Genomic DNA, 17983 nt, shown 5'->3' on the forward strand with positions numbered 1-17983 from the left:
TCTTTCGGAGAAATCGGTGTCAGCGCGACGTGGCGCGCCCGGCGGCCTCGCGCGCGAGCGCGTTGGCGTGAACGAAGCGGTAAGCCGAAAGCGCGACCACCGCGAAGGCGAGATTGACGAGGACGAGCGCCAAAGCGCCGGGGTTCCAGCCGAAGGCGAAGCGATCCACGATCACCGGCAGGAACGTGCCGACGGCCAGGCTGGCGAGAACGGCGGGCGTCGCCGAGAGCTTCGCGTACAGGACCGCGAAGATCGTCACGACCACGAGCGCGAGCACATAATCGCGCGGCGAGAACATCGCGGCCACGAAGGGCTCGCCGGCAAACAGCCAAGCGAGAAAACCGGCAAACAGCGTGCCGATGACGGCGCCGGCAAGGACGGCGATGATCTCGAGAACGATGCGGCGCGACGCGTTCACGGGCGACGGCTCCTTCGATGGGCGGGCGGGGCACTCCTTGCCCGCCGCCGCGCGCCGGTCAAGCCCGCAGCGTCAACGAGAGTGGTTGCGGACGTGCTCGGCGAGCACCGCGTTGATGCGCGACTGCCAGCCGTCACCCGTCGCGCGGAAGTGATCGACGATCTCGCGGTCGAGGCGCAGCCCGACGCGCTCCTTCGTCGGCGTCTTCTGGACACCGCGTTGGCCGCGCGACTTCTCCAGTGCCTCGACAATCTCGGGAAAGATCTCGCGCATCGGCCGGGCACGGGCGAAATCCTCGGCTGTCCATTCGGGAATGTCCTCGCCGTGTGATGCCTCGTAATCGTCGAGCGTCACGCGGCCCTTCTCCACGTCATCGAAGGTCGGAAGTCTGCCTTTCATACTGCGCGCGCTCGCGGTCATTGGCCTTCCTCATCGAGATGATGCGAACCCGCTTGCCGCGCGGAGTCCAATAGAATGTGCAAAGCCTGCCAAACAGGAGGTCGATCGAATTATAACGCGGCTCGCCATAGTCGCGCCGTCGATCCTCAAACGTCAGCACCGTGTTCATGTCGAAATACGCGACATCCGCGAAATCCAGCCCGCGCGTCTCGAGGTTCCACCAACGCTTGGCCTCGTCCCACTCGAACTCCATCCGGCCACCTCAATTTAATTGTGGCCACGAAAAGATCAAGCGCTGAGACCACCGAAGAGTGTCGGCATGTCGAGCGGGCGGAAGCCGTAATGCTCCACCCAGCGCACGTCCGCGTCGAAGAAGGCGCGCAGATCCGGCATGCCGTATTTCAGCATGGCGATCCGATCGATGCCCATGCCCCAGGCGAAGCCCTGATACTCGTCCGGGTCGAGCCCGACGCCGCGCAGCACGTTCGGATGCACCATGCCGCAGCCGAGGATCTCCATCCAGTCCGTGCCCTCGCCGAAGCGCACCTCGGCGCCGGAGCGGTCGCACTGGATGTCGACCTCCATCGACGGCTCGGTGAAGGGGAAGAAGCTCGGGCGGAAGCGCATCGAGAGCTGCGGCACCTCGAAGAACGCCTTGCAGAACTCGGTCAGCACCCACTTCATGTTGGCGACGTTGGCGGTCCGGTCGATGACCAGCCCTTCCACCTGATGGAACATCGGCGTGTGCGTGGCGTCCGAATCCTGCCGGTAGGTCTTGCCCGGGATCACGATGCGGATCGGCGGCTTTTGCGCCTCCATCGTGCGGATCTGCACGGGCGAGGTGTGGGTTCGCAGGACCCGGCGCACGCCGTCGGCGGCCGGTTTCAGGAAGAAGGTGTCGTGCATCTCGCGGGCCGGATGGCCCTCGGGGAAGTTCAGTGCGGTGAAATTGTAGTGGTCGGTCTCGATGTCCGGACCTTCGGCGACCGCGAAGCCCATATCGGCGAAGATCGCCGTGATCTCGTCCACCACCTGGCTGATCGGGTGGATGCGCCCGCGCGAGACCGGCGAGGAGCGCACCGGGAGCGAAACGTCGAGCGTCTCGGAGGCGAGCCGCGCCTCGATCGCGGCATCCGCCAGCGCCTCGCGCTTGGCGGTGATGGCGCCCTGCACGCGGTCGCGCAGGCCGTTCAGCGCAGGCCCCGCCTCGCGGCGCTCCTCCGGGCTCATCTTGCCGAGGCCCTTGAGGCGTTCGGAAATCCCGCCCTTCTTGCCGAGGGCGGCCAGCCGTACGGCCTCAAGCGCCGCCTCGTCGCCCGCCGCCTCGATGTCGGAGATGTAGGTCGCCTCGAGGGCTTGAAGATCGCTCACGTCGGTTCCGCTCGTTCGTCTCGTCAAATGCGCGCCGGCGCGCGCCCGCTTCTAGGACGAACGATGCGGCGACGCAAAGCGGACGTGGTTTGCCGCCGGATCGCCTCCGTCAGCCGAGATGCCGTTCATAGCACGAGGCGAGCCTGTCGGCTCATCCGCAACCGATCAGAACGGGCGGAAGGCCTCACTTGCAGACACCCGGGCCGGCCAAGCTGCGTCGCCGGCAGATGTCGCGAGAAGCGTCCGGTCACTCCGCTCCCGATACAACGGTTCCGGCGCCGCTCAAATGCCGGGTGATCGTGGATCGGTTCTGTGTTCCCCAGTGACACAAGGGCCTGAGCGCCTGCACGAGCGTCATCCCGAACGGCGTCACCGTGTAGTCGACCCTCGGCGGCACCTCCTTGTGGTCGTGCCGGACAAGAACGCCCGCACTTTCAAGATCACGCAGTTGCTGGATCAGTACCTTCTCGCTGATCCCTGCCACCGCTCGCTTGAGGTCCCCAAACCGTCGTGGTCCGTATCCAAGGTGATAGAGGATCAAGGGCTTCCACTTCCCGCCCATCACGGCAAGCGCGACATCAAGACCGCACTCCTGCTCACCCGTATCCACGGACCACCTCACGGTTACCAAAAGGTCAGTACTAAACAGGAGGTTTGCGCTGGTCCATATCCCGGCTCCCACACTTCAGGAGACGAAAATGGGCAAGCTGGCTGGGAAAGTGGCGGTCATCACGGGTGCGAACAGCGGGATCGGCCTCGCGAGCGCCAAGCGTTTCGCGCAGGAAGGTGCCCGCGTGTTCATGACCGGGCGTCGGCAACCCGAACTCGACGCCGCCGTGGCCGAGGTCGGCAACGGTGCCCGCGGCGTTCAGGGCGATATTTCCAACCTCGCCGATCTCGACCGCCTCTACGATATCGTCGGCAGCGAAGAGGGCCGGATCGACGTGCTTTTTGCCAACGCTGGTGCCGGCGAATTCGCCGCCTTGCCTGACGTCACGCAGGAGCATTACGAACGCATCTTCGCCGCCAACGTGAAGGGAACGCTGTTCACGGTCCAGAAGGCGTTGCCGCTTCTCGTCGACGGCGCGTCCGTCATCCTCACGGGGTCCACGGCGGCCACCGTGGGCTCGCCGGCCTTCAGCGTATACGGAGCGAGCAAAGCCGCAGTCCGCAGCTTCGCGCGCAACTGGATTCAGGAGCTGGGGCCACGCCGGATCCGCGTGAACGTGCTCGTCCCGGGCCCGACCTCGACGCCGGGTCTTCACGGCCTCTCGCCCAGCGAGGATGCCAAGCGGGCCTTCGCCGCTGCGATGGAGGCACAAGTGCCTCTCGGACGAATGGGAGAGACGAGCGAAACGGCGGCCGCCGCTCTGTTCCTCGCGTCCGGCGACAGCAGTTTCGTCAACGGCAGCGAGTTGTTCGTCGATGGCGGACAGGCGCAGATCTAGCCCCACCATTTCAACTCCCGATTCAGAGGCCCTTCCCCATGACCAGGACAGAAGCGATCTTCCCCGCGGACCGTCTCGCCATCTACGAACGTGACCGCTATTCGGCCGCGATCCGCTCTGGCGACCTCCTCTTCGTCTCCGGCCAGGTCGGGAGCCGCGTCGACGGCTCTCCGGAGCCGGACTTCGCCGAGCAGGTCGAACAAGCCTTTCAGAACCTGGAGGCGGTCCTCAAGGCGGCCGGCTGCACCTTCGCGGATGTCGTGGACGTGACGAGCTTCCACACCGACCCGGAAAGCCAGTTCGACGCTGTCCTGCGGGCGAAGGACAACGCGTTTCCCCATGCCCCCTACCCGGCCTGGACCGCGATCGGCGTCAACTGGCTGAACGGGTTCGACTTCGAGATAAAGGCGACCGCCCGCATACCGGCGGGACGCTGATTATTTCATGATAGCGTGCGCTCCCCGCGCATTTGGCGAGCGACGTCGATCGCGGTCGCGGCGAGGCAGCTCCTGATGCTGGCGGCCGCCAAGCCCCTGTTCTAACGTAGAAAAGCCCGCGCCGGTCTCCCCGCGCGGGCTTTGATGTCTGAAGAGGTGTCGCCTTCGAGTCAGGCGGCCTTCTTCTCTCCGACGGCGCGCTCATAGGCGCCCGGGAACTGGCCGTCCTTGATGTAGGACAGTGCGCCCTTCGCCTGCTCCACGAGGGCCGCGAAGGCCTCCGGCTCATGAATGGCGATGTCCGACAGCACCTTGCGGTCCACCTCGATGCCGGCCTTGTTCAGGCCGTCGATGAAGCGGGCGTAGGTCAGGCCGTGCTCACGCACGGCGGCGTTGATGCGCTGCACCCACAGAGCGCGGAAGTTGCGCTTCTTGTTGCGGCGGTCGCGCGTGGCGTACTGCTTCGAACGATCGACGGCTGCCTTGGCGGCGCGGATCGTGTTCTTGCGGCGGCCGTAAAAGCCCTTGGCAGCCTTCAGGACCTTCTTGTGCTTAGCGTGGGACGTGACGCCCCTCTTAACGCGTGCCATGATCGATGCTCCTTAAATCTCGTAAAAGCCCGTCGCCGCTCAGCGGTTGTAAGGCATGTAGACCTTGACGATCCGCGCATCGGGCTCGGAGAGGACCATCGTCCCGCGCGCGTTGCGGATGAAGTCGTTGGAGCGTTTGATCATGCCGTGGCGCTTGCCGGCGGCACCCGCCTTGACCTTACCGGTCGCGGTGAAACGGAAGCGCTTTTTGGCTGCCGCCTTGGTCTTCATCTTGGGCATTTTGCTCTCCTTGGATAGGAGCCACGACCCGACAGCGCCGATGAGGCGCGGAAGCGAACGGAAGGTTCGGAACGGTCGACAGCGTTAAGAGCCGCCACGGCATGCCCTGCCGGCCGGCTCATTCGTTGACGGGTGGCCTTTACGGCAAAACCGTGAGAAGGGCAAGCGCCCCTCGCGGCGATCAGCCCGGCAGACGGGACGATGCTCAGCCCCGGGGGGCGAGCACCATCATCATCTGGCGGCCTTCGAGCTTGGGCTCGGCCTCCACCTTGGAGATCTCCGCCGTCTCCTCGCGAACCCGCGAGAGAAGCTGCATGCCAAGTTCCTGGTGCGCCATCTCGCGACCACGGAAGCGCAGGGTGACTTTCACCTTATCGCCCTCTTCGAAGAAGCGGCGCACGGCCTTCATCTTCGTCTCGTAGTCGTGATCGTCGATGTTGGGACGCATCTTGATCTCTTTGACCTCGATGGTCTTGGTGCGCTTGCGCGCCTCGGCCGCCTTCTTCTGGCTCTCGTATTTCAGCTTGCCGAGATCGAGGATCTTGCACACGGGCGGACTGGCCGTCGGAACGATCTCGACGAGATCGAGGCCCGCTTCCTCGGCCATCGCGAGCGCATCGGCGGTCGGAACCTGCCCCAGGTTCTGGCCTTCGGCATCGATGAGCTGGACGAGCGGGACGCGGATGTCCCGGTTGGAGCGCGGCCCTTCCTTCTGGGCCGGCGGCGCACGAAATGGTCTGCGAATGGTCGTTGTCTCCTGACGTTGACGATGTATGCGGCCCGATGCGAAACCCCTGTCAGGAGCAGCCGCAGCGGGCGGAATCGGGGGTCATACGACGCCGCGCCGATCCGAAAGAGCACACTATATAGCACGGCGAGCACACGAATTCACGCCCGTGCCCAAGGCTTATTTTCGCGCGCTGCGATGCGCCCCGCCGCAGCGCGCGACATTCCGATGAGGAGACACCCATGTCCGACAGCCGCATCCCGCCGCAATTTCACGAAAACGGCAAGGGAGAGCGGTTGGCGTTCCTGGAGGTCGCGGGCAAGACGCCCACCGTCGTCTGGCTCGGCGGTTACGGCTCGGACATGCGCGGGACCAAGGCCGAGCACCTCGCCGCGCTGGCCGCGCGCGACGGCTTCGGTTTCCTTCGCCTCGACTATTCGGGCCACGGCGAATCGGACGGCGCGTTCCGCGATGGCACGATCTCGAAATGGACCGAGGACGCGCTGTCCGTCATCGAGGCCCGGACGCAGGGGCCGGCGATCCTCGTCGGCTCGTCCATGGGCGCGTGGATCGCGCTGCGCATCGCGCGCGACTGGCGCGCACAGGGCGCGTCGCGGCTCGCCGGCCTCCTGCTCCTCGCCCCGGCGCCGGACTTCACCACCCGCCTCGTGGAACCTTCGCTGACGAGCGCCGAATGCGTTTCGCTGGAGCGCGACGGCTTCATCGCGCGCCCCTCCGAATACGGCCCCGAACCCACCATCTACACGCAGGCGCTTCTCGACGACGGCTCCAAGGCGGCGGTGATGGACGAGCCGATCGTCGTCGGCTGCCCGATCCACATCATCCAGGGCATGGAGGATGCGGATGTGCCGCACACCCACGCGCTGGAGCTCGTCTCGTATCTGCCGGGCGACGGGCTGACGCTGACGCTGGTGGCGGACGGCGACCACCGCCTGTCCCGGCCCGAGGATCTGCGCCGCATGGAGAACGCGCTGGGCGAGCTGATCCGCGCCGCGCGCGAACGCGATCAGTCCCGCACGACCGCCGAGTAGAAGAGGCAGAGATCGGCGAGAAAGCAGTTCTCGCAGCGCGGGCGGCGCGAGAGGCACACCGCCTTGCCGAACTGGATCAGCCAGAAATGCCCGTCGCGCAAAGCCCAGCGCGGCGCGCGTGCCTCCAGTTGTTCGGCGGTCGCGTCCGCGCTCCTGGCCTGCGTCAGGCCGAGGCGATTGCAGACCCGGTTCACATGCGTGTCGACCGCGATCACGTCTGCGTCGAAGGTGAAGGCCATGACGATGTCGGCGCATTTGCGTCCGACGCCAGGCAGCGCCATCAACCCCTCGCGCGTTCGCGGCACGGTCCGGCCATGCTCCCCGACGAGCGCCGCGGCCAGCCGCTTCAGGTTTCGCGCCTTGATGTTGTAGAGGCCGCAGGGGCGGATCGCCTCGGCGATCTCGCGCTCGGGAAGCGCCAGGAGATCGTCCGGCGTGCGCGCCTTCGCGAAGAGCTGGTCTGCCGCGAGCGCGGTGTTGCGGTCGAGGCTTTGGGCCGAGAGGATGCAGGCGACGACGGCGCGGAACGGGTCTGCCTGATCCTTCGGCCCCTTCGCGGTCGGCGTGCGCCCCGGCATGTGCCGCTGCAGGCGCCGAAACACTTCCTCCACCGACGCCTCGTCCAGCCGATCCATCACCTGCCCCTTCTGCAGAGGCGGCGAAGATAGGCGGCGGCTGACGACTTCGAAGCGGGGCGAAGCGTCGCAATCAGCCTCGCGCGAGGACACCGGCCTCCCAGCCAAGCATCGCGCGCTTGCGCGTCAGGCCCCAGTGGTAGCCGGTCAGCGCGCCCGACTTGCCGACCACGCGATGGCACGGCACCACGAAGGAGATCGGGTTGCGCCCGACCGCCGCGCCGACAGCGCGCGCGGCCCTCGGCACGCCAAGGCAACCCGCTATGCTGGAATAGGTCGTCGCCCGCCCGACCGGGATCGACAGCAGCGCCTCCCAGACGCGGATTTCGAAATCCGTGCCGATCAGGACGATGCGCAGTGGACGCTGGGCGTTCCACGCGTCGGGATCGAAGATCCGCGCGACATGCGGGGCCGCCCCGTCCGCATCCTCGACATAGGCGGCCAGCGGCCAGCGGCGACGCATGTCTTCCAGCGCGGCCGCATCGCCACCCTTTTCCGGATCGGAGAAGGCGACGCCCGCCACGCCACGCTCCGTCCACAGGACGAGCGTGCGCCCGAAGGGCGAATCGGCAAAGCCGTGGGAGAGAGTCAGTCCCGCGCCGCGCGTCTTGTAGGCGCCCGGCGAGGCCGCCTCGTGCTTGACGAAGAGATCGTGCAGCCGCGAGGGGCCGGAAAGACCCACCTCCATCGAAGCTTCGAGCAGGGGCATGCCGCCCGCCAACAGCCCGCGCGCGTGGTCGAGCGTCACCGCCTGCAGGAAGGCCTTCGGCGTCAGACCCGACCAGCGCCGGAACACCGTCTCGAGTTCAGCCTCGCCGGTCTTCAGCGCCCCGGCGATCTCGGTCAGCGACGGCTGGGCGCGATACTGCGTGGAGATGTATTCGATCGCGCCCTGAACGAGCGCGTAGTCCGGCTGGCTCTCGGGCCTGTCCATCGGGCGAATTGTCTCGAAGGATTCGTGACGCATGGGGTCGTCTCCCTGTCTCTTCCCTTCGATGTGGCGGATCGCGAGGCACCGCGCCACCCGATTTCCTCTGCCGAACGGCCGTCAGCCCGCCCGCGCCTGCGAGAGCGCTCTGCCGAACTCGCGCGCGAAGCCGGGTCGCGCATCCGGCTCCAGAAAGGCGCCCACTTCCGTCGTGCGGCCCGCCCCCGTCACGGCGATGCCCGCAACGCCCACCGCCTGGTGGCGGGAGACGAGAAGCCGGGCGAAGAAGGGGTTGTAGGTGGTGTCCGTCACCCTGCCGGCCGGCGAGGTCTTGCGGATGCGGAGCTCGGTGCGCGAAACGCGCACCTCCTCGCTCGCCCGGCCTGATCGATAGCTGGCACGCAGCGCCACCCACAGTATGAAGACGTCGAGCCCGAAGAAGCCGACGATCGGCCAGGCGCCCTGCGAAAGGAAGGCGATGCCGACGAAGACGCTGAGGAGCGCCATCGCGATCATCAGCCGGTTGAAGCCCTTGCGCCCGAGCGAACGATGAGGCGTCAGAACCGCCCGGAAGATAGGCCGATCGGCCGCTGGGTCGTCATCATGCGTCATGGCAAGCTCGCCTTTGCCTCCCGCCCGCGGCGACTGTATCCCCGTTCGGCGAGAAAGTGCAGCGGGACGATCGGGCGAAAGAATGGCCGACAAGGCAGGCGGGACGGCGGGCAAGCCGGCGAGCGGTGCAGCGACGAAGCGCAAGGTGGCATCGGCCGTGCGCCGCAGGACGGCGGCGCGGCGCCCGCGCATCCCTTACACGGCGGACGAGATCGCCGAAATCTTCCGGCGCTTTGCCGTGCAGCGCCCCGAGCCGCAGCCCGAGCTCATGCATACCGACGCCTTCACGCTGCTCATCGCCGTCGTGCTTTCGGCACAGGCGACGGATGCGGGCGTCAACCGCGCGACACGGGGCCTCTTCGCGCGGGCCGACAATGCGCAGGCAATGGCTGCGCTCGGCGAAGATGAAATCCGGGAGGAGATCAAGTCGATCGGTCTTTATCGCAACAAGGCAAAGAACGTCGCGGCGCTGGCGAAAAAGCTGGTCGAGGAACACGGCGGCGAAGTGCCGCGCGGGCGAGAGGCACTCGAGGCGCTGCCCGGCGTCGGCCGGAAGACTGCAAACGTCGTCCTCAACACTGCGTTCGGCGAAGAGACGCTGGCGGTCGACACGCATATCTTTCGGATCGGCAACCGTCTGAAGATCGCTCCCGGCAAGACGCCCGAGGAAGTGGAGCGAAACTTCCTGAAAATCATCCCAGGCGGGTTCCTGCGGCACGCCCATCACTGGCTGATCCTGCACGGCCGCTACGTGTGCAAGGCGCGAAAGCCCGAATGCCCGGCCTGCATCATCGCCGACCTCTGCAAGGCCGATGAGAAGACGACGGACATCCCCGCCCGGCTTCAGGCGCTGCCCGTCACGGGCGCGGGTCCGCAGGCACGCCCGCTCCTGCCGGCGGATTGAGGGTCAGCCCGCCCTCCTTCTGTGTCACGCGCTGGTGCAGATGCACCATGAAGGCGGCAGCGAAGAGCGGAGTGAGAAGATTGAGGATCGGCACGGCGAGGAACGCCGCGATGAGGAGCCCAGCGATCATCACGCTCGCGCCGTAGCGTGCCCGCAGGGCCTTGGCGTTCTCCTCCGGCCGGTAGCGCAGCGCCGCGAACTCGAAATATTCGCGGCCGAGCAGATAGCCGTTGATCACGAAGAAGGCGGCAATATTGACGAAGGGCACCCAGAGGAGTGCGAAGGCGAGAAGATTGCCGAGGATGACGATGCCGAAGAACTTCAGCGACAGGACGAGCCCCGGCAGGAAATCCATCGCGCGGCCCTGCGGCATCTGCGGATAGTGCTCGCGTTCGACGACGTCGGCGACGTCGTCGAGGAAGAAGCCCGCGATCAGCGAGGACACCGGCGCGATCAGGAAGGCGAGCAGAAAGGCCAGCGCAATGGACGCTGCGACCCCGGCGAAGACACCGGCATTGTCGACCCAGGCCGGCATATCCGGCGTGAAACCGGCGAAGAACGGGATCGCGACGGTGGCGAAGACCCAGCGCACCGCGAACCATAGTGCGATCAGCGCCACGATCGTCAGCCCCAGCATCTTCCAGAGCGCCGAGCGGAAAGGGCGCGAGAAGAGGTTCGAAAGGGCAAGCCGTGCCGAGGTGAAGATCATCATGGTCTCTCCGTGTCCCCACCCAGATAGGATAGTGCCTCCGACCCAGCAATCGCGTCGGCGCGCCTCGCGTTTTTCCGTCGGGCCGGGTAGAGCCAGACAAGCGCAAAGAGCACGGATCGATCGCCGCATGAGCCAGTACGACGTTCTCACCATCGGCAACGCCATCGTCGATGTCATCTCACGCGTCGAGGACGAGGCGCTCCTTCGCCTTGCCGTCGAGAAGAGCGCGATGACGCTGATCGACGCGGAGCGCGCGGTGTCCCTCTACGAGGCGATGGGGCCGGCGGTCGAGATGTCGGGCGGTTCGGCCGGCAACACCGTCGCGGGGCTCGTCAGCCTCGGCGGCACGGGCGCCTATATCGGCAAGGTCTCGAGCGACTCGCTGGGCGAAATCTTCGCTCACGACATCCGCTCGCTCGGCGTGCGCTACGAGACCGCGCCGCTGTCGGGTGAGCCGCCGACGGCACGCTGCATGATCCTCGTCACGCCGGACGGCGAGCGCTCGATGAGCACCTATCTCGGCGCCTGCGTGGAACTCGGCCCCGAGGACATCGACGAGACGCTCGTGGCGGCGGCGAAGGTCACCTATTTCGAGGGCTATCTCTGGGATCCTCCGCGCGCCAAGGACGCGATCGTGAAGGCGGCGACGATCGCCCACGACGCAGGCAACGAAGTGGCAATGACGCTGTCGGATTCCTTCTGCGTCGATCGTTATCGCGGCGAATTTCTCGAACTCATGCGTTCCGGCACCGTCGACATCGTCTTCGCCAACGAGGCCGAGGCGCTCGCGCTCTACGAGACGGACGATCTCGACGATGCGCTCGTGCGCATCGGGCAGGACACGAAGCGACTTGCCGTCGTCACCCGCTCCGAGAAGGGCTGCGTCGTCGTGAGAGGCGCGGAGCGCCAGACCTTCGAGGCGACGCGCGTCGAGACCGTGGTCGACACCACCGGCGCAGGCGATCTGTTCGCCGCCGGTTTCCTGCGGGGCTACACGATGGGCCTCGACGATGCGCGCTCGGCCGCGCTCGGCGCCGTCGCGGCCGGCCACATCATCGCGCAGATCGGCCCACGGCCGATGCAGCCGCTCGCGAAGATTCCGCAAGCCGCGCGGCTGCTCAACGGCGGATGACGACGGCGTCGGGCCGTCGCCCAGGGTCCGTACCGGATGGCTGAAACGACGACAGGCCCTCGGCCGGAGTGAAATCGGACAGCCGTCGCGCGGCCGGGGCGCGCGACGTCGGCAGATGAGGAAGGCGGCATGCGCAAGCTCTATATCGCGAACAAGAACTACTCCTCCTGGTCGCTGCGCCCTTGGGTGCTGATGCGCGAACTCGGCTTCGACTTCGACGAGGTGCTCGTCCCCTTCGAGGCCGACAGCTGGAAGAGCTTCCGCGCCTTTTCGCCGAACGGCCGCGTGCCATGCCTCGTCGACGGCGCGCTGACCGTCTGGGACTCGCTCGCCATCGCCGAATATCTCGCCGAGCAGAACCCGCGCGTGTGGCCGGCGGGGCGCGAGGCGCGAGCTTACGCCCGCTCTGTCGCGGCCGAAATGCATTCGGGCCTCGAGGCCCTACGGGCGCGCTGCACCTTCAATGCCGGGCTGCGCATCCGCCTCGAGTCGCGCCCCAAGGCCCTCCTGCGCGACATCGCGCGCGTCGACGAGATTTTCGCGACAGGCCTCGAACGCTTCGGCGGCCCGTTCCTGGCGGGCGACGGCTTCACGGCCGCCGACGCCTTCTTCGCGCCCGTCGCCTTCCGGGTTCAGACCTACGGGCTCGAGCTTTCCGCGCCTTCGGCCGCCTATGTGGAGCGGCTGCTCGCGCTGCCCTCGATGCGCGAATGGTACGAGGCGGGTCTCGCCGAGCCTTGGCGCGAAGCCGGCCACGAGGAGGATGCCCGCACCATGGGCGTCATCACCGCGGATCTGCGCCATTCGGCGACCTGAGCCCTCCGTCCTAGGCGGGACTTTTGCGCCGACGGTCAGGCCGTTTCGAGATCGGCAACAGCTCGCACGCCCGACGCCTCACCCGCCATGCGGTAGGCGATCGCCTCGGCCAGATGAACGCTTCGGACGATGTCACTCGCTTCGAGATCGGCAAGCGTCCGCGCCACCTTGAGGATGCGGTGATAGGCCCGAGCCGAAAAGCGCGCCTTGTCCGCCGCCTCGCGCAATAGCGCCGCACCGCCCTCGTCGAGTTCGGCCACCGTCTCCACCGCCGCCGACGGGCACTCGGCGTTGAGCCCGACACCGGGAAGGCCGAGCGTCGTATAGCGCTCCATCTGCATCGCGCGCGCCCGCTCCACCCGCGCCTTCACCGCCGCGGAGCTCTCGGACGCCGTTGCCGGGCGCATCAGATCGGACGCGCTCACGGCCGGCACTTCGACGCGCAGATCGATCCGGTCGAGCAGCGGGCCGGAGATGCGTGCCTGATAGTCCGTCTGGCAGCGCGGACCCCGCGCGCAGGTATGGCCGGGCTCACCCGCCATGCCGCAACGGCAGGGGTTCATCGCCGCGACGAGCTGGAAGCGCGCGGGATAGGTGACGTGATGATTGGCGCGCGCGATCACGCTCTGTCCGCTTTCCAAGGGCTGGCGCAGCGAATCGAGGACGGCCGGCGTGAACTCGGGAAACTCGTCGAGAAAGAGAACACCGCGATGGGCCAGGGAAACCTCGCCCGGCCGCACCCGCAGGCCCCCGCCCACCATCGCCGCCATCGAAGCCGAATGATGCGGGGCGCGGAAGGGCCGGCGGTCGGTTAGCCGCCCGCCCGCCAGCTCGCCCGAAATGGAAGCGATGGTCGAGACCTCCAGCAACTCGGCCGGCGAAAGCGCCGGCAGGATCGAGGGCAGGCGCGCCGCCAGCATCGACTTGCCCGAGCCCGGCGGGCCCGACATCAGGAGATTGTGGCCGCCGGCGGCCGCCACCTCCAAGGCGCGCCGCGCCCCGGCCTGCCCGCGGATGTCGGCAAGGTCCGGCAGCCCTTCGGCCGCGACCTTCACCGCCGCCTGCGGCCGGGACAACACCTGCGTGCCGCGAAAGTGGTTGGCGAGCTGGATGAGGCTGCGCGGCGCGAGGATCTCCATCTCCGCGCTCGCCCACGCCGCTTCCGGGCCGCAGGCTGCGGGGCACAGAAGGCCCATCTCCATCGCGTTGGCGGCCATCGCCGCCGGGAGCGCTCCGGCGACCGGGGCGATCGTGCCGTCCAGCGACAGCTCACCGAGAACAACGAAGCCGGCCAGCGCGTCCGAAGGAAGTGCACCGAGCGCCGCCATCAGGCCCAGCGCGATCGGAAGATCGTAGTGCGAGCCTTCCTTCGGCAGATCGGCCGGCGCGAGGTTGACCGTCACGCGCTTGGGCGGCATTGCGAGCCCGGACGCATGAAGCGCGGCCTGCACCCGCTCCCGGCTCTCGGCGACGGCCTTGTCTGCCAGGCCCACGATCTGCATGCCGACGCGGCCCGGCGCGACCATAACCTGCACGTCGACCCGCACGGCGTCGATGCCCTGAAACGCGACCGTGGTGACCCGAGCGACCATGATTCGACATCCTGTCTGGGCAGACGCCGCCGTCCAACACACTCTGAACGCGAACTGTTAGCAGCAGCACAACCGGAGGACAAGAACGCAAAGCGAACAAAAAGCGGCCGAATCGCTTCTCGCGATCCGGCCGCTCGAGAGGTTATCGCTCTGTTAATGGCCGCGTGTCAGTTGATGCGCCCCTCGATCACGACCTCGTTGGGGCCGAGGCGACGGCCGTCGCGCCGATCTTCACGTCGGTCATCGCGATAGTCCCGACGATCATCGCGCCGGTCGTCACGCCGGTCGGCGCGCCAGTCACGGCGATCGTCCCGGCGATCCTCCCGCCAGTCACGACGGTCGTCCCGGCGGTCGTCGCGCCAGTCACGGCGATCATCGCGGCGCTCATCACGCCAGTCACGGCGGTCTTCGCGGACCTCGCGTCGGACATCGCCGCGATCGAGGCCGCGATAGCGATCACGGTCGCGGTAGAAGGAGCGCCCACGATAGTGGTTGTCCCAGTAATTGCCGAACTGGAAGGAGATGACGGGCGCATTGAACCGCTCGACGACCCGCGTGCCGGTGTAGCGGGTGCCGCCGTAGGACTGGGCGAGGTAGTTGGACGACATCCAGCCGCGCAGGCCGGCATAGGTGACGTCGCACCAGGAGCGGTTGGACAGGCACCCGTGCACGTTCACGCTGGCACCACCGCGCACGACATCGACGGCTGGATAGGCGGTGGAGGGCCCGGAGCGCAGATTGACGTTGGTGGTGGCGACGGCTGGGGCGGCGGATGCCACGGCCGGAACGAGCAGTGCGCCGACAATCAGGAGCGGGCGCAGGAAGGTCTTCGACATGGGGTTACGTCTCCTTCGGGGACGAAGCGTTGATCCGTGACCCGAGAAAAACCACGCCCTGCCCGAACGGTTGCCGAACGCAGCGTTCAGCCGGCGTTCAGACGATCGAGGAGGCCCGTCAGCGCTTCGCCTCGACCGCATCCCAGAACAGCGCAGCGATATCGGCCCCGCCGAAGCGCTTGACCTCGCGGATGCCGGTCGGGGAGGTGACGTTGATCTCGGTCAGATAGTCGCCGATCACGTCGATCCCGACGAAAATCTGGCCTCGTTCCTTGAGGGCGGGGCCGATGCGCTCGCAGATCTCGCGCTCGCGGGCCGTCAGCTCGGTCGCCTCAGCGCGCCCGCCGACATGCATGTTGGATCGCGCATCGGTCTCCGCCGGCACGCGGTTGATCGCCCCGACCGGCTCGCCATCGATGAGGATGATGCGCTTGTCGCCCTTCCGCACGTCCTTCAGGTAGCGCTGGACGATGAAGGGCTCCCGGAACAGGAGCGCGAAGGTTTCCATGAAGGAGGTGAGGTTGCGGTCCTCGCGCGTCAGGTGGAAGACGCCGGCGCCGCCATTGCCGTAGAGCGGCTTCATCACGATCTCACCGTGCTCGGCGCGGAAGGCAGCGACCTCCGCCGGATCCTTGGTGATCAGCGTTTCCGGCATCAGGTCGGTGAACTCGGTGACGAAGATCTTCTCGGGCATGTTGCGCACCCAGGCCGGGTCGTTGACCACGAGCGTCTTCGGGTGGATGCGCTCCAGGAGGTGCGTCGAGGTGATGTAGTTCATGTCGAAGGGCGGGTCCTGGCGCAACAGCACCACGTCCATCGTCGAGAGGTCGACGCGCGCGGGCTCGCCCAGCGTGAAGTGCTTTCCCTGTTCCTCACGGAGGTTCATCGCCTCGACCCGCGCCGAGACGACGCCGTCGCGGAAGGTCAGGCGATCGGGCGTATAGTGAAAGAGCTCGTGCCCCCGGCGCTCGGCCTCGAGGCACAGGGCGAAGGTCGAATCGCCCTTGATGGTGATCGAGGAGACATGGTCCATCTGGACCGCGACCTTCAAAGCCATGACTTCACGTCCTTCGCTGCGCGATGCTGGCCCTTGCGGTACTCAAGCGCGCCGGCTGCCGCAAGTCAGATCGCGAGCTGCTGGCCCATCTCCACGACGCGGTTGGTCGGCAGGCGGTAGAACTGCGTGGCATCGGCCACCTGCCTGTAGAGCGCGATGTAGAGCCGATCCTGCCAGTTCGGCATGCCGCGGTGGGCGAGCGCGCGCAGCGAGCGGCGCGACAGGAAGAACGAGGTCTGCATGATCTCGAACTTCAGCCCCTGGCGCTTGGCGAGCGCGAGCGCGGCCGGCACGTTCGGCTCCTCCATGTAGCCGAAGGTGACGGTCACGCGCTTGAAGCGGTCGTCGATCGGCTCGATCAGGAGGCGGTGCTCGGCGGAGACGCGCGGCTTGTTGGCCGTCTTGACCGTCAGGATCCAATTCTGCTCGTGCAGCACGCCGTTGTGCTTGATGTTGTGCAGGAGCGAGGACGGGGCGATCAAGGGATCGCCCGACATGAAGACTGCGGTTCCGGGCGCCGTCGCGGGCTTGGAGCGCCGGAGCATCGCGCACAGTTCCTCCAGCGGCACCGCATCGCGCGCGGCCTTCTCCTGGACGAGGCGCGTGCCGCGCACGAAGGTGCCCATCGCCAGAAGCAGCACCAGCGCGAGGCCGACGGGCACGTAGCCGCCGGCGACGAACTTCGTGAGATTGGCACCGAAGAAGACGAACTCCAGCGCCACGATCGGCACCATCACGGCGGCGATGCGCAGGGAGGACCAGTTCCAGGCACGGCGGAACACGACGATGGCGAGGATCGACGTCGCCAGCATGTTGCCGGCGACGGCAATGCCGTACGCCCCGGCCAGCTCGCTCGACGTTCCGAAGAAGAGCACCAGCGCGATCACGCCGAGGAAGAGGAGGAGGTTGACCTTCGGGATGTAGATCTGGCCGACATGCTCGGCCGAGGTGTGGCGCACCTCCATGCGGGGCAGGAGGCCGAGCTGCACCGCCTGATGGGTGAGCGAGAAGGCGCCGGTGATGACGGCCTGCGCGGCGATCACCGTCGCCATCGTGGCGAGCACGACGAGCGGAAGCAGCATGGAGGCCGGGGCGAGGAGGTAGAACGGGTTCTCCAGCGCCTGCGGCTGCGACAGGATCAGCGCCCCCTGCCCCAGATAGTTGAGCGCGAGCGCCGGGAACACCACCGTGCTCCAGGCGAGTCGGATCGGCCCGCGCCCGAAATGGCCGAGATCGGCATAGAGGGCTTCGGCGCCCGTGACGGCGAGGAAGACCGTGCCGAGGATGGCGAGCGAGACGAGCCCGTGCTCGCGCACGAAGGAGAGCGCCGCCAGCGGGTTGACGGCCGCCAGGATCTGCGGCGCGTCGAAGATGTGCCAGAGCCCGAGCCCCGCCAGTACCACGAACCAGAGAAGGGTGATCGGGCCGAACAGCCGCGCGATATGCGCCGTGCCATAGGCCTGCGCGGCAAAAAGCGCGGTGAGGATGACGAGCGTCAGCGGCAACGCCCAGGCGCCGACCTGCGGTGAGACGAGCTTGAGGCCTTCCATCGCCGACAGAACCGAAATGGCCGGGGTGATCAGCGCATCGCCGTAGAAGAGCGAGGCCGCGACCATGCCGACGGCCAGAAGCGCCGTGGAGCGGCCGGCGTAGCGCTGCGCGAGCGCCAGCAGCGTCAGGACGCCGCCCTCGCCGTTGTTGTCGGCCTTCAAGATGAGGGCGACGTATTTCAGCGAGACGACGATCGTCAGCGTCCAGAGGAGCAGCGAGACGACGCCGATCACCTCCGCCTGCGATATGCCGTCCTCGGCCGCGTGCAGGAGCGATTCACGCAAGGCGTAGAGAGGGCTGGTGCCGATGTCGCCGTAGACGACACCGATGGAGCCGAGCGTGAGCGCGGCGAAGCTCGGCCGTTCGGACGATGCATCGTCCGTGGCGAGAAGGGGGCTGACCGACATGGGTCTTGATCTCGGAAAGATGAGGCGGCGGTCCGATCGTCGGACGGCGTGCTGCGCCTGATGCCTCGGGTTGGGGCCGATGAATGCTTGCCGTGGGCCGCGATCGACCGTCGCGCCAT

General features: G+C 67.2%; 22 protein-coding genes. 6 read left to right on the forward strand and 16 right to left on the reverse strand.

Annotated elements, in window-relative coordinates; all coding sequences use genetic code 11:
* Nucleotides 1-19 precede the first annotated feature (19 nt).
* From H1343_RS16580 to H1343_RS16600, 5 genes are all read right to left on the reverse strand, one after another.
* Nucleotides 20-418 (reverse strand): hypothetical protein, encoded by a 399-nt coding sequence (locus H1343_RS16580; protein ID WP_185983920.1) that lies wholly within the window; start codon nt 416-418, stop codon nt 20-22.
* 72 nt (nt 419-490) lie between these two features.
* The gene (locus tag H1343_RS16585; RefSeq protein ID WP_185983921.1) at nt 491-817 is read right to left on the reverse strand and encodes a BrnA antitoxin family protein; all 327 of its coding nucleotides are present in this window, start codon (nt 815-817) and stop codon (nt 491-493) included.
* The gene (locus H1343_RS16590) at nt 789-1070 is read right to left on the reverse strand and encodes a BrnT family toxin (RefSeq protein ID WP_185983922.1); all 282 of its coding nucleotides are present in this window, start codon (nt 1068-1070) and stop codon (nt 789-791) included. Before H1343_RS16590 ends, H1343_RS16585 begins: the two co-directional genes overlap by 29 nt.
* 35 nt (nt 1071-1105) lie before the next feature.
* On the reverse strand, nt 1106-2188 hold the full coding sequence (gene pheS, locus H1343_RS16595; RefSeq protein ID WP_185983923.1) for a phenylalanine--tRNA ligase subunit alpha: 1083 nt from the start codon (nt 2186-2188) through the stop codon (nt 1106-1108).
* A gap of 247 nt (nt 2189-2435) precedes the next feature.
* Complete coding sequence (locus H1343_RS16600; protein ID WP_246333172.1) at nt 2436-2798, reverse strand: winged helix-turn-helix transcriptional regulator; 363 nt, start codon at nt 2796-2798, stop codon at nt 2436-2438.
* Nucleotides 2799-2886: 88 nt separating this feature from the next.
* On the opposite strand from H1343_RS16600, the gene H1343_RS16605 reads away from it, so the two are divergent.
* Together H1343_RS16605 and H1343_RS16610 are read left to right on the forward strand one after the other, a co-directional pair.
* The gene (locus tag H1343_RS16605) at nt 2887-3636 is read left to right on the forward strand and encodes an SDR family oxidoreductase (protein WP_185983924.1); all 750 of its coding nucleotides are present in this window, start codon (nt 2887-2889) and stop codon (nt 3634-3636) included.
* A 38-nt stretch (nt 3637-3674) separates the two neighbouring features.
* On the forward strand, nt 3675-4073 hold the full coding sequence (locus tag H1343_RS16610; RefSeq protein WP_185983925.1) for a RidA family protein: 399 nt from the start codon (nt 3675-3677) through the stop codon (nt 4071-4073).
* Nucleotides 4074-4243: 170 nt separating this feature from the next.
* Here the strand turns inward: H1343_RS16610 and rplT are convergent, their stop codons facing one another.
* The 3 genes from rplT to infC form a co-directional block, all read right to left on the reverse strand.
* On the reverse strand, nt 4244-4663 hold the full coding sequence (rplT, locus tag H1343_RS16615; protein ID WP_185983926.1) for a 50S ribosomal protein L20: 420 nt from the start codon (nt 4661-4663) through the stop codon (nt 4244-4246).
* Nucleotides 4664-4702: 39 nt separating this feature from the next.
* The gene (gene rpmI, locus H1343_RS16620) at nt 4703-4903 is read right to left on the reverse strand and encodes a 50S ribosomal protein L35 (RefSeq protein ID WP_185983927.1); all 201 of its coding nucleotides are present in this window, start codon (nt 4901-4903) and stop codon (nt 4703-4705) included.
* Nucleotides 4904-5108: 205 nt separating this feature from the next.
* Nucleotides 5109-5648 carry a translation initiation factor IF-3 gene (gene infC / locus H1343_RS16625; RefSeq protein WP_185985730.1) on the reverse strand — a complete coding sequence of 180 codons (540 nt, stop codon included), beginning with the start codon at nt 5646-5648 and terminating at the stop codon, nt 5109-5111.
* 224 nt (nt 5649-5872) lie between these two features.
* Here infC and H1343_RS16630 point away from each other — a divergent pair, with 224 nt between their 5' ends.
* Complete coding sequence (locus H1343_RS16630) at nt 5873-6682, forward strand: alpha/beta fold hydrolase (RefSeq protein ID WP_185983928.1); 810 nt, start codon at nt 5873-5875, stop codon at nt 6680-6682.
* Here H1343_RS16630 and H1343_RS16635 read toward each other — a convergent pair.
* The 3 genes from H1343_RS16635 to H1343_RS16645 all read right to left on the reverse strand — a co-directional run bounded on the left by H1343_RS16635 (nt 6658) and on the right by H1343_RS16645 (nt 8857).
* Nucleotides 6658-7317 carry an endonuclease III domain-containing protein gene (locus tag H1343_RS16635; RefSeq protein WP_185983929.1) on the reverse strand — a complete coding sequence of 220 codons (660 nt, stop codon included), beginning with the start codon at nt 7315-7317 and terminating at the stop codon, nt 6658-6660. The two genes, H1343_RS16630 and H1343_RS16635, sit on opposite strands and share 25 nt — an antisense overlap.
* A 73-nt stretch (nt 7318-7390) precedes the next feature.
* The gene (locus H1343_RS16640; protein WP_185983930.1) at nt 7391-8284 is read right to left on the reverse strand and encodes a bifunctional helix-turn-helix domain-containing protein/methylated-DNA--[protein]-cysteine S-methyltransferase; all 894 of its coding nucleotides are present in this window, start codon (nt 8282-8284) and stop codon (nt 7391-7393) included.
* 81 nt (nt 8285-8365) lie between these two features.
* Nucleotides 8366-8857 carry a DUF2244 domain-containing protein gene (locus H1343_RS16645; protein WP_185983931.1) on the reverse strand — a complete coding sequence of 164 codons (492 nt, stop codon included), beginning with the start codon at nt 8855-8857 and terminating at the stop codon, nt 8366-8368.
* Nucleotides 8858-8939: 82 nt separating this feature from the next.
* Between H1343_RS16645 and nth the strand changes: the two genes are divergently transcribed.
* A complete protein-coding gene (gene nth, locus H1343_RS16650; protein ID WP_185983932.1) occupies nt 8940-9761 on the forward strand; it encodes an endonuclease III in 822 nt (273 codons plus the stop codon).
* Here the strand turns inward: nth and H1343_RS16655 are convergent.
* A complete protein-coding gene (locus tag H1343_RS16655; RefSeq protein WP_185985731.1) occupies nt 9715-10470 on the reverse strand; it encodes a sulfate transporter family protein in 756 nt (251 codons plus the stop codon). The two genes, nth and H1343_RS16655, sit on opposite strands and share 47 nt — an antisense overlap.
* Nucleotides 10471-10600: 130 nt before the next feature.
* On the opposite strand from H1343_RS16655, the gene H1343_RS16660 reads away from it, so the two are divergent.
* Nucleotides 10601-11605, forward strand: a complete 1005-nt coding sequence (locus tag H1343_RS16660; RefSeq protein WP_185983933.1) for an adenosine kinase — start codon at nt 10601-10603, stop codon at nt 11603-11605.
* Nucleotides 11606-11734: 129 nt separating this feature from the next.
* Complete coding sequence (locus H1343_RS16665; RefSeq protein ID WP_185983934.1) at nt 11735-12421, forward strand: glutathione S-transferase family protein; 687 nt, start codon at nt 11735-11737, stop codon at nt 12419-12421.
* A gap of 35 nt (nt 12422-12456) precedes the next feature.
* Here the strand turns inward: H1343_RS16665 and H1343_RS16670 are convergent, their stop codons facing one another.
* The 4 genes from H1343_RS16670 to H1343_RS16685 all read right to left on the reverse strand — a co-directional run bounded on the left by H1343_RS16670 (nt 12457) and on the right by H1343_RS16685 (nt 17864).
* Nucleotides 12457-14013: a YifB family Mg chelatase-like AAA ATPase gene (locus H1343_RS16670; RefSeq protein ID WP_185983935.1), complete on the reverse strand. Its 1557-nt coding sequence runs from the start codon at nt 14011-14013 to the stop codon at nt 12457-12459.
* A 167-nt stretch (nt 14014-14180) separates the two neighbouring features.
* Nucleotides 14181-14849, reverse strand: coding sequence for an SH3 domain-containing protein (locus tag H1343_RS16675; RefSeq protein ID WP_185983936.1), 669 nt, complete (start codon nt 14847-14849; stop codon nt 14181-14183).
* A gap of 118 nt (nt 14850-14967) precedes the next feature.
* Nucleotides 14968-15906 (reverse strand): glutathione synthase, encoded by a 939-nt coding sequence (gshB, locus tag H1343_RS16680; protein ID WP_185983937.1) that lies wholly within the window; start codon nt 15904-15906, stop codon nt 14968-14970.
* A gap of 65 nt (nt 15907-15971) precedes the next feature.
* Nucleotides 15972-17864, reverse strand: a complete 1893-nt coding sequence (locus H1343_RS16685; protein ID WP_185983938.1) for a potassium transporter Kup — start codon at nt 17862-17864, stop codon at nt 15972-15974.
* Between the last annotated feature and the right edge of the window lie 119 nt (nt 17865-17983).

The sequence above is a fragment of the Aureimonas mangrovi genome (genome assembly GCF_014058705.1).
GTDB classification, from domain to species: domain Bacteria; phylum Pseudomonadota; class Alphaproteobacteria; order Rhizobiales; family Rhizobiaceae; genus Aureimonas; species Aureimonas mangrovi.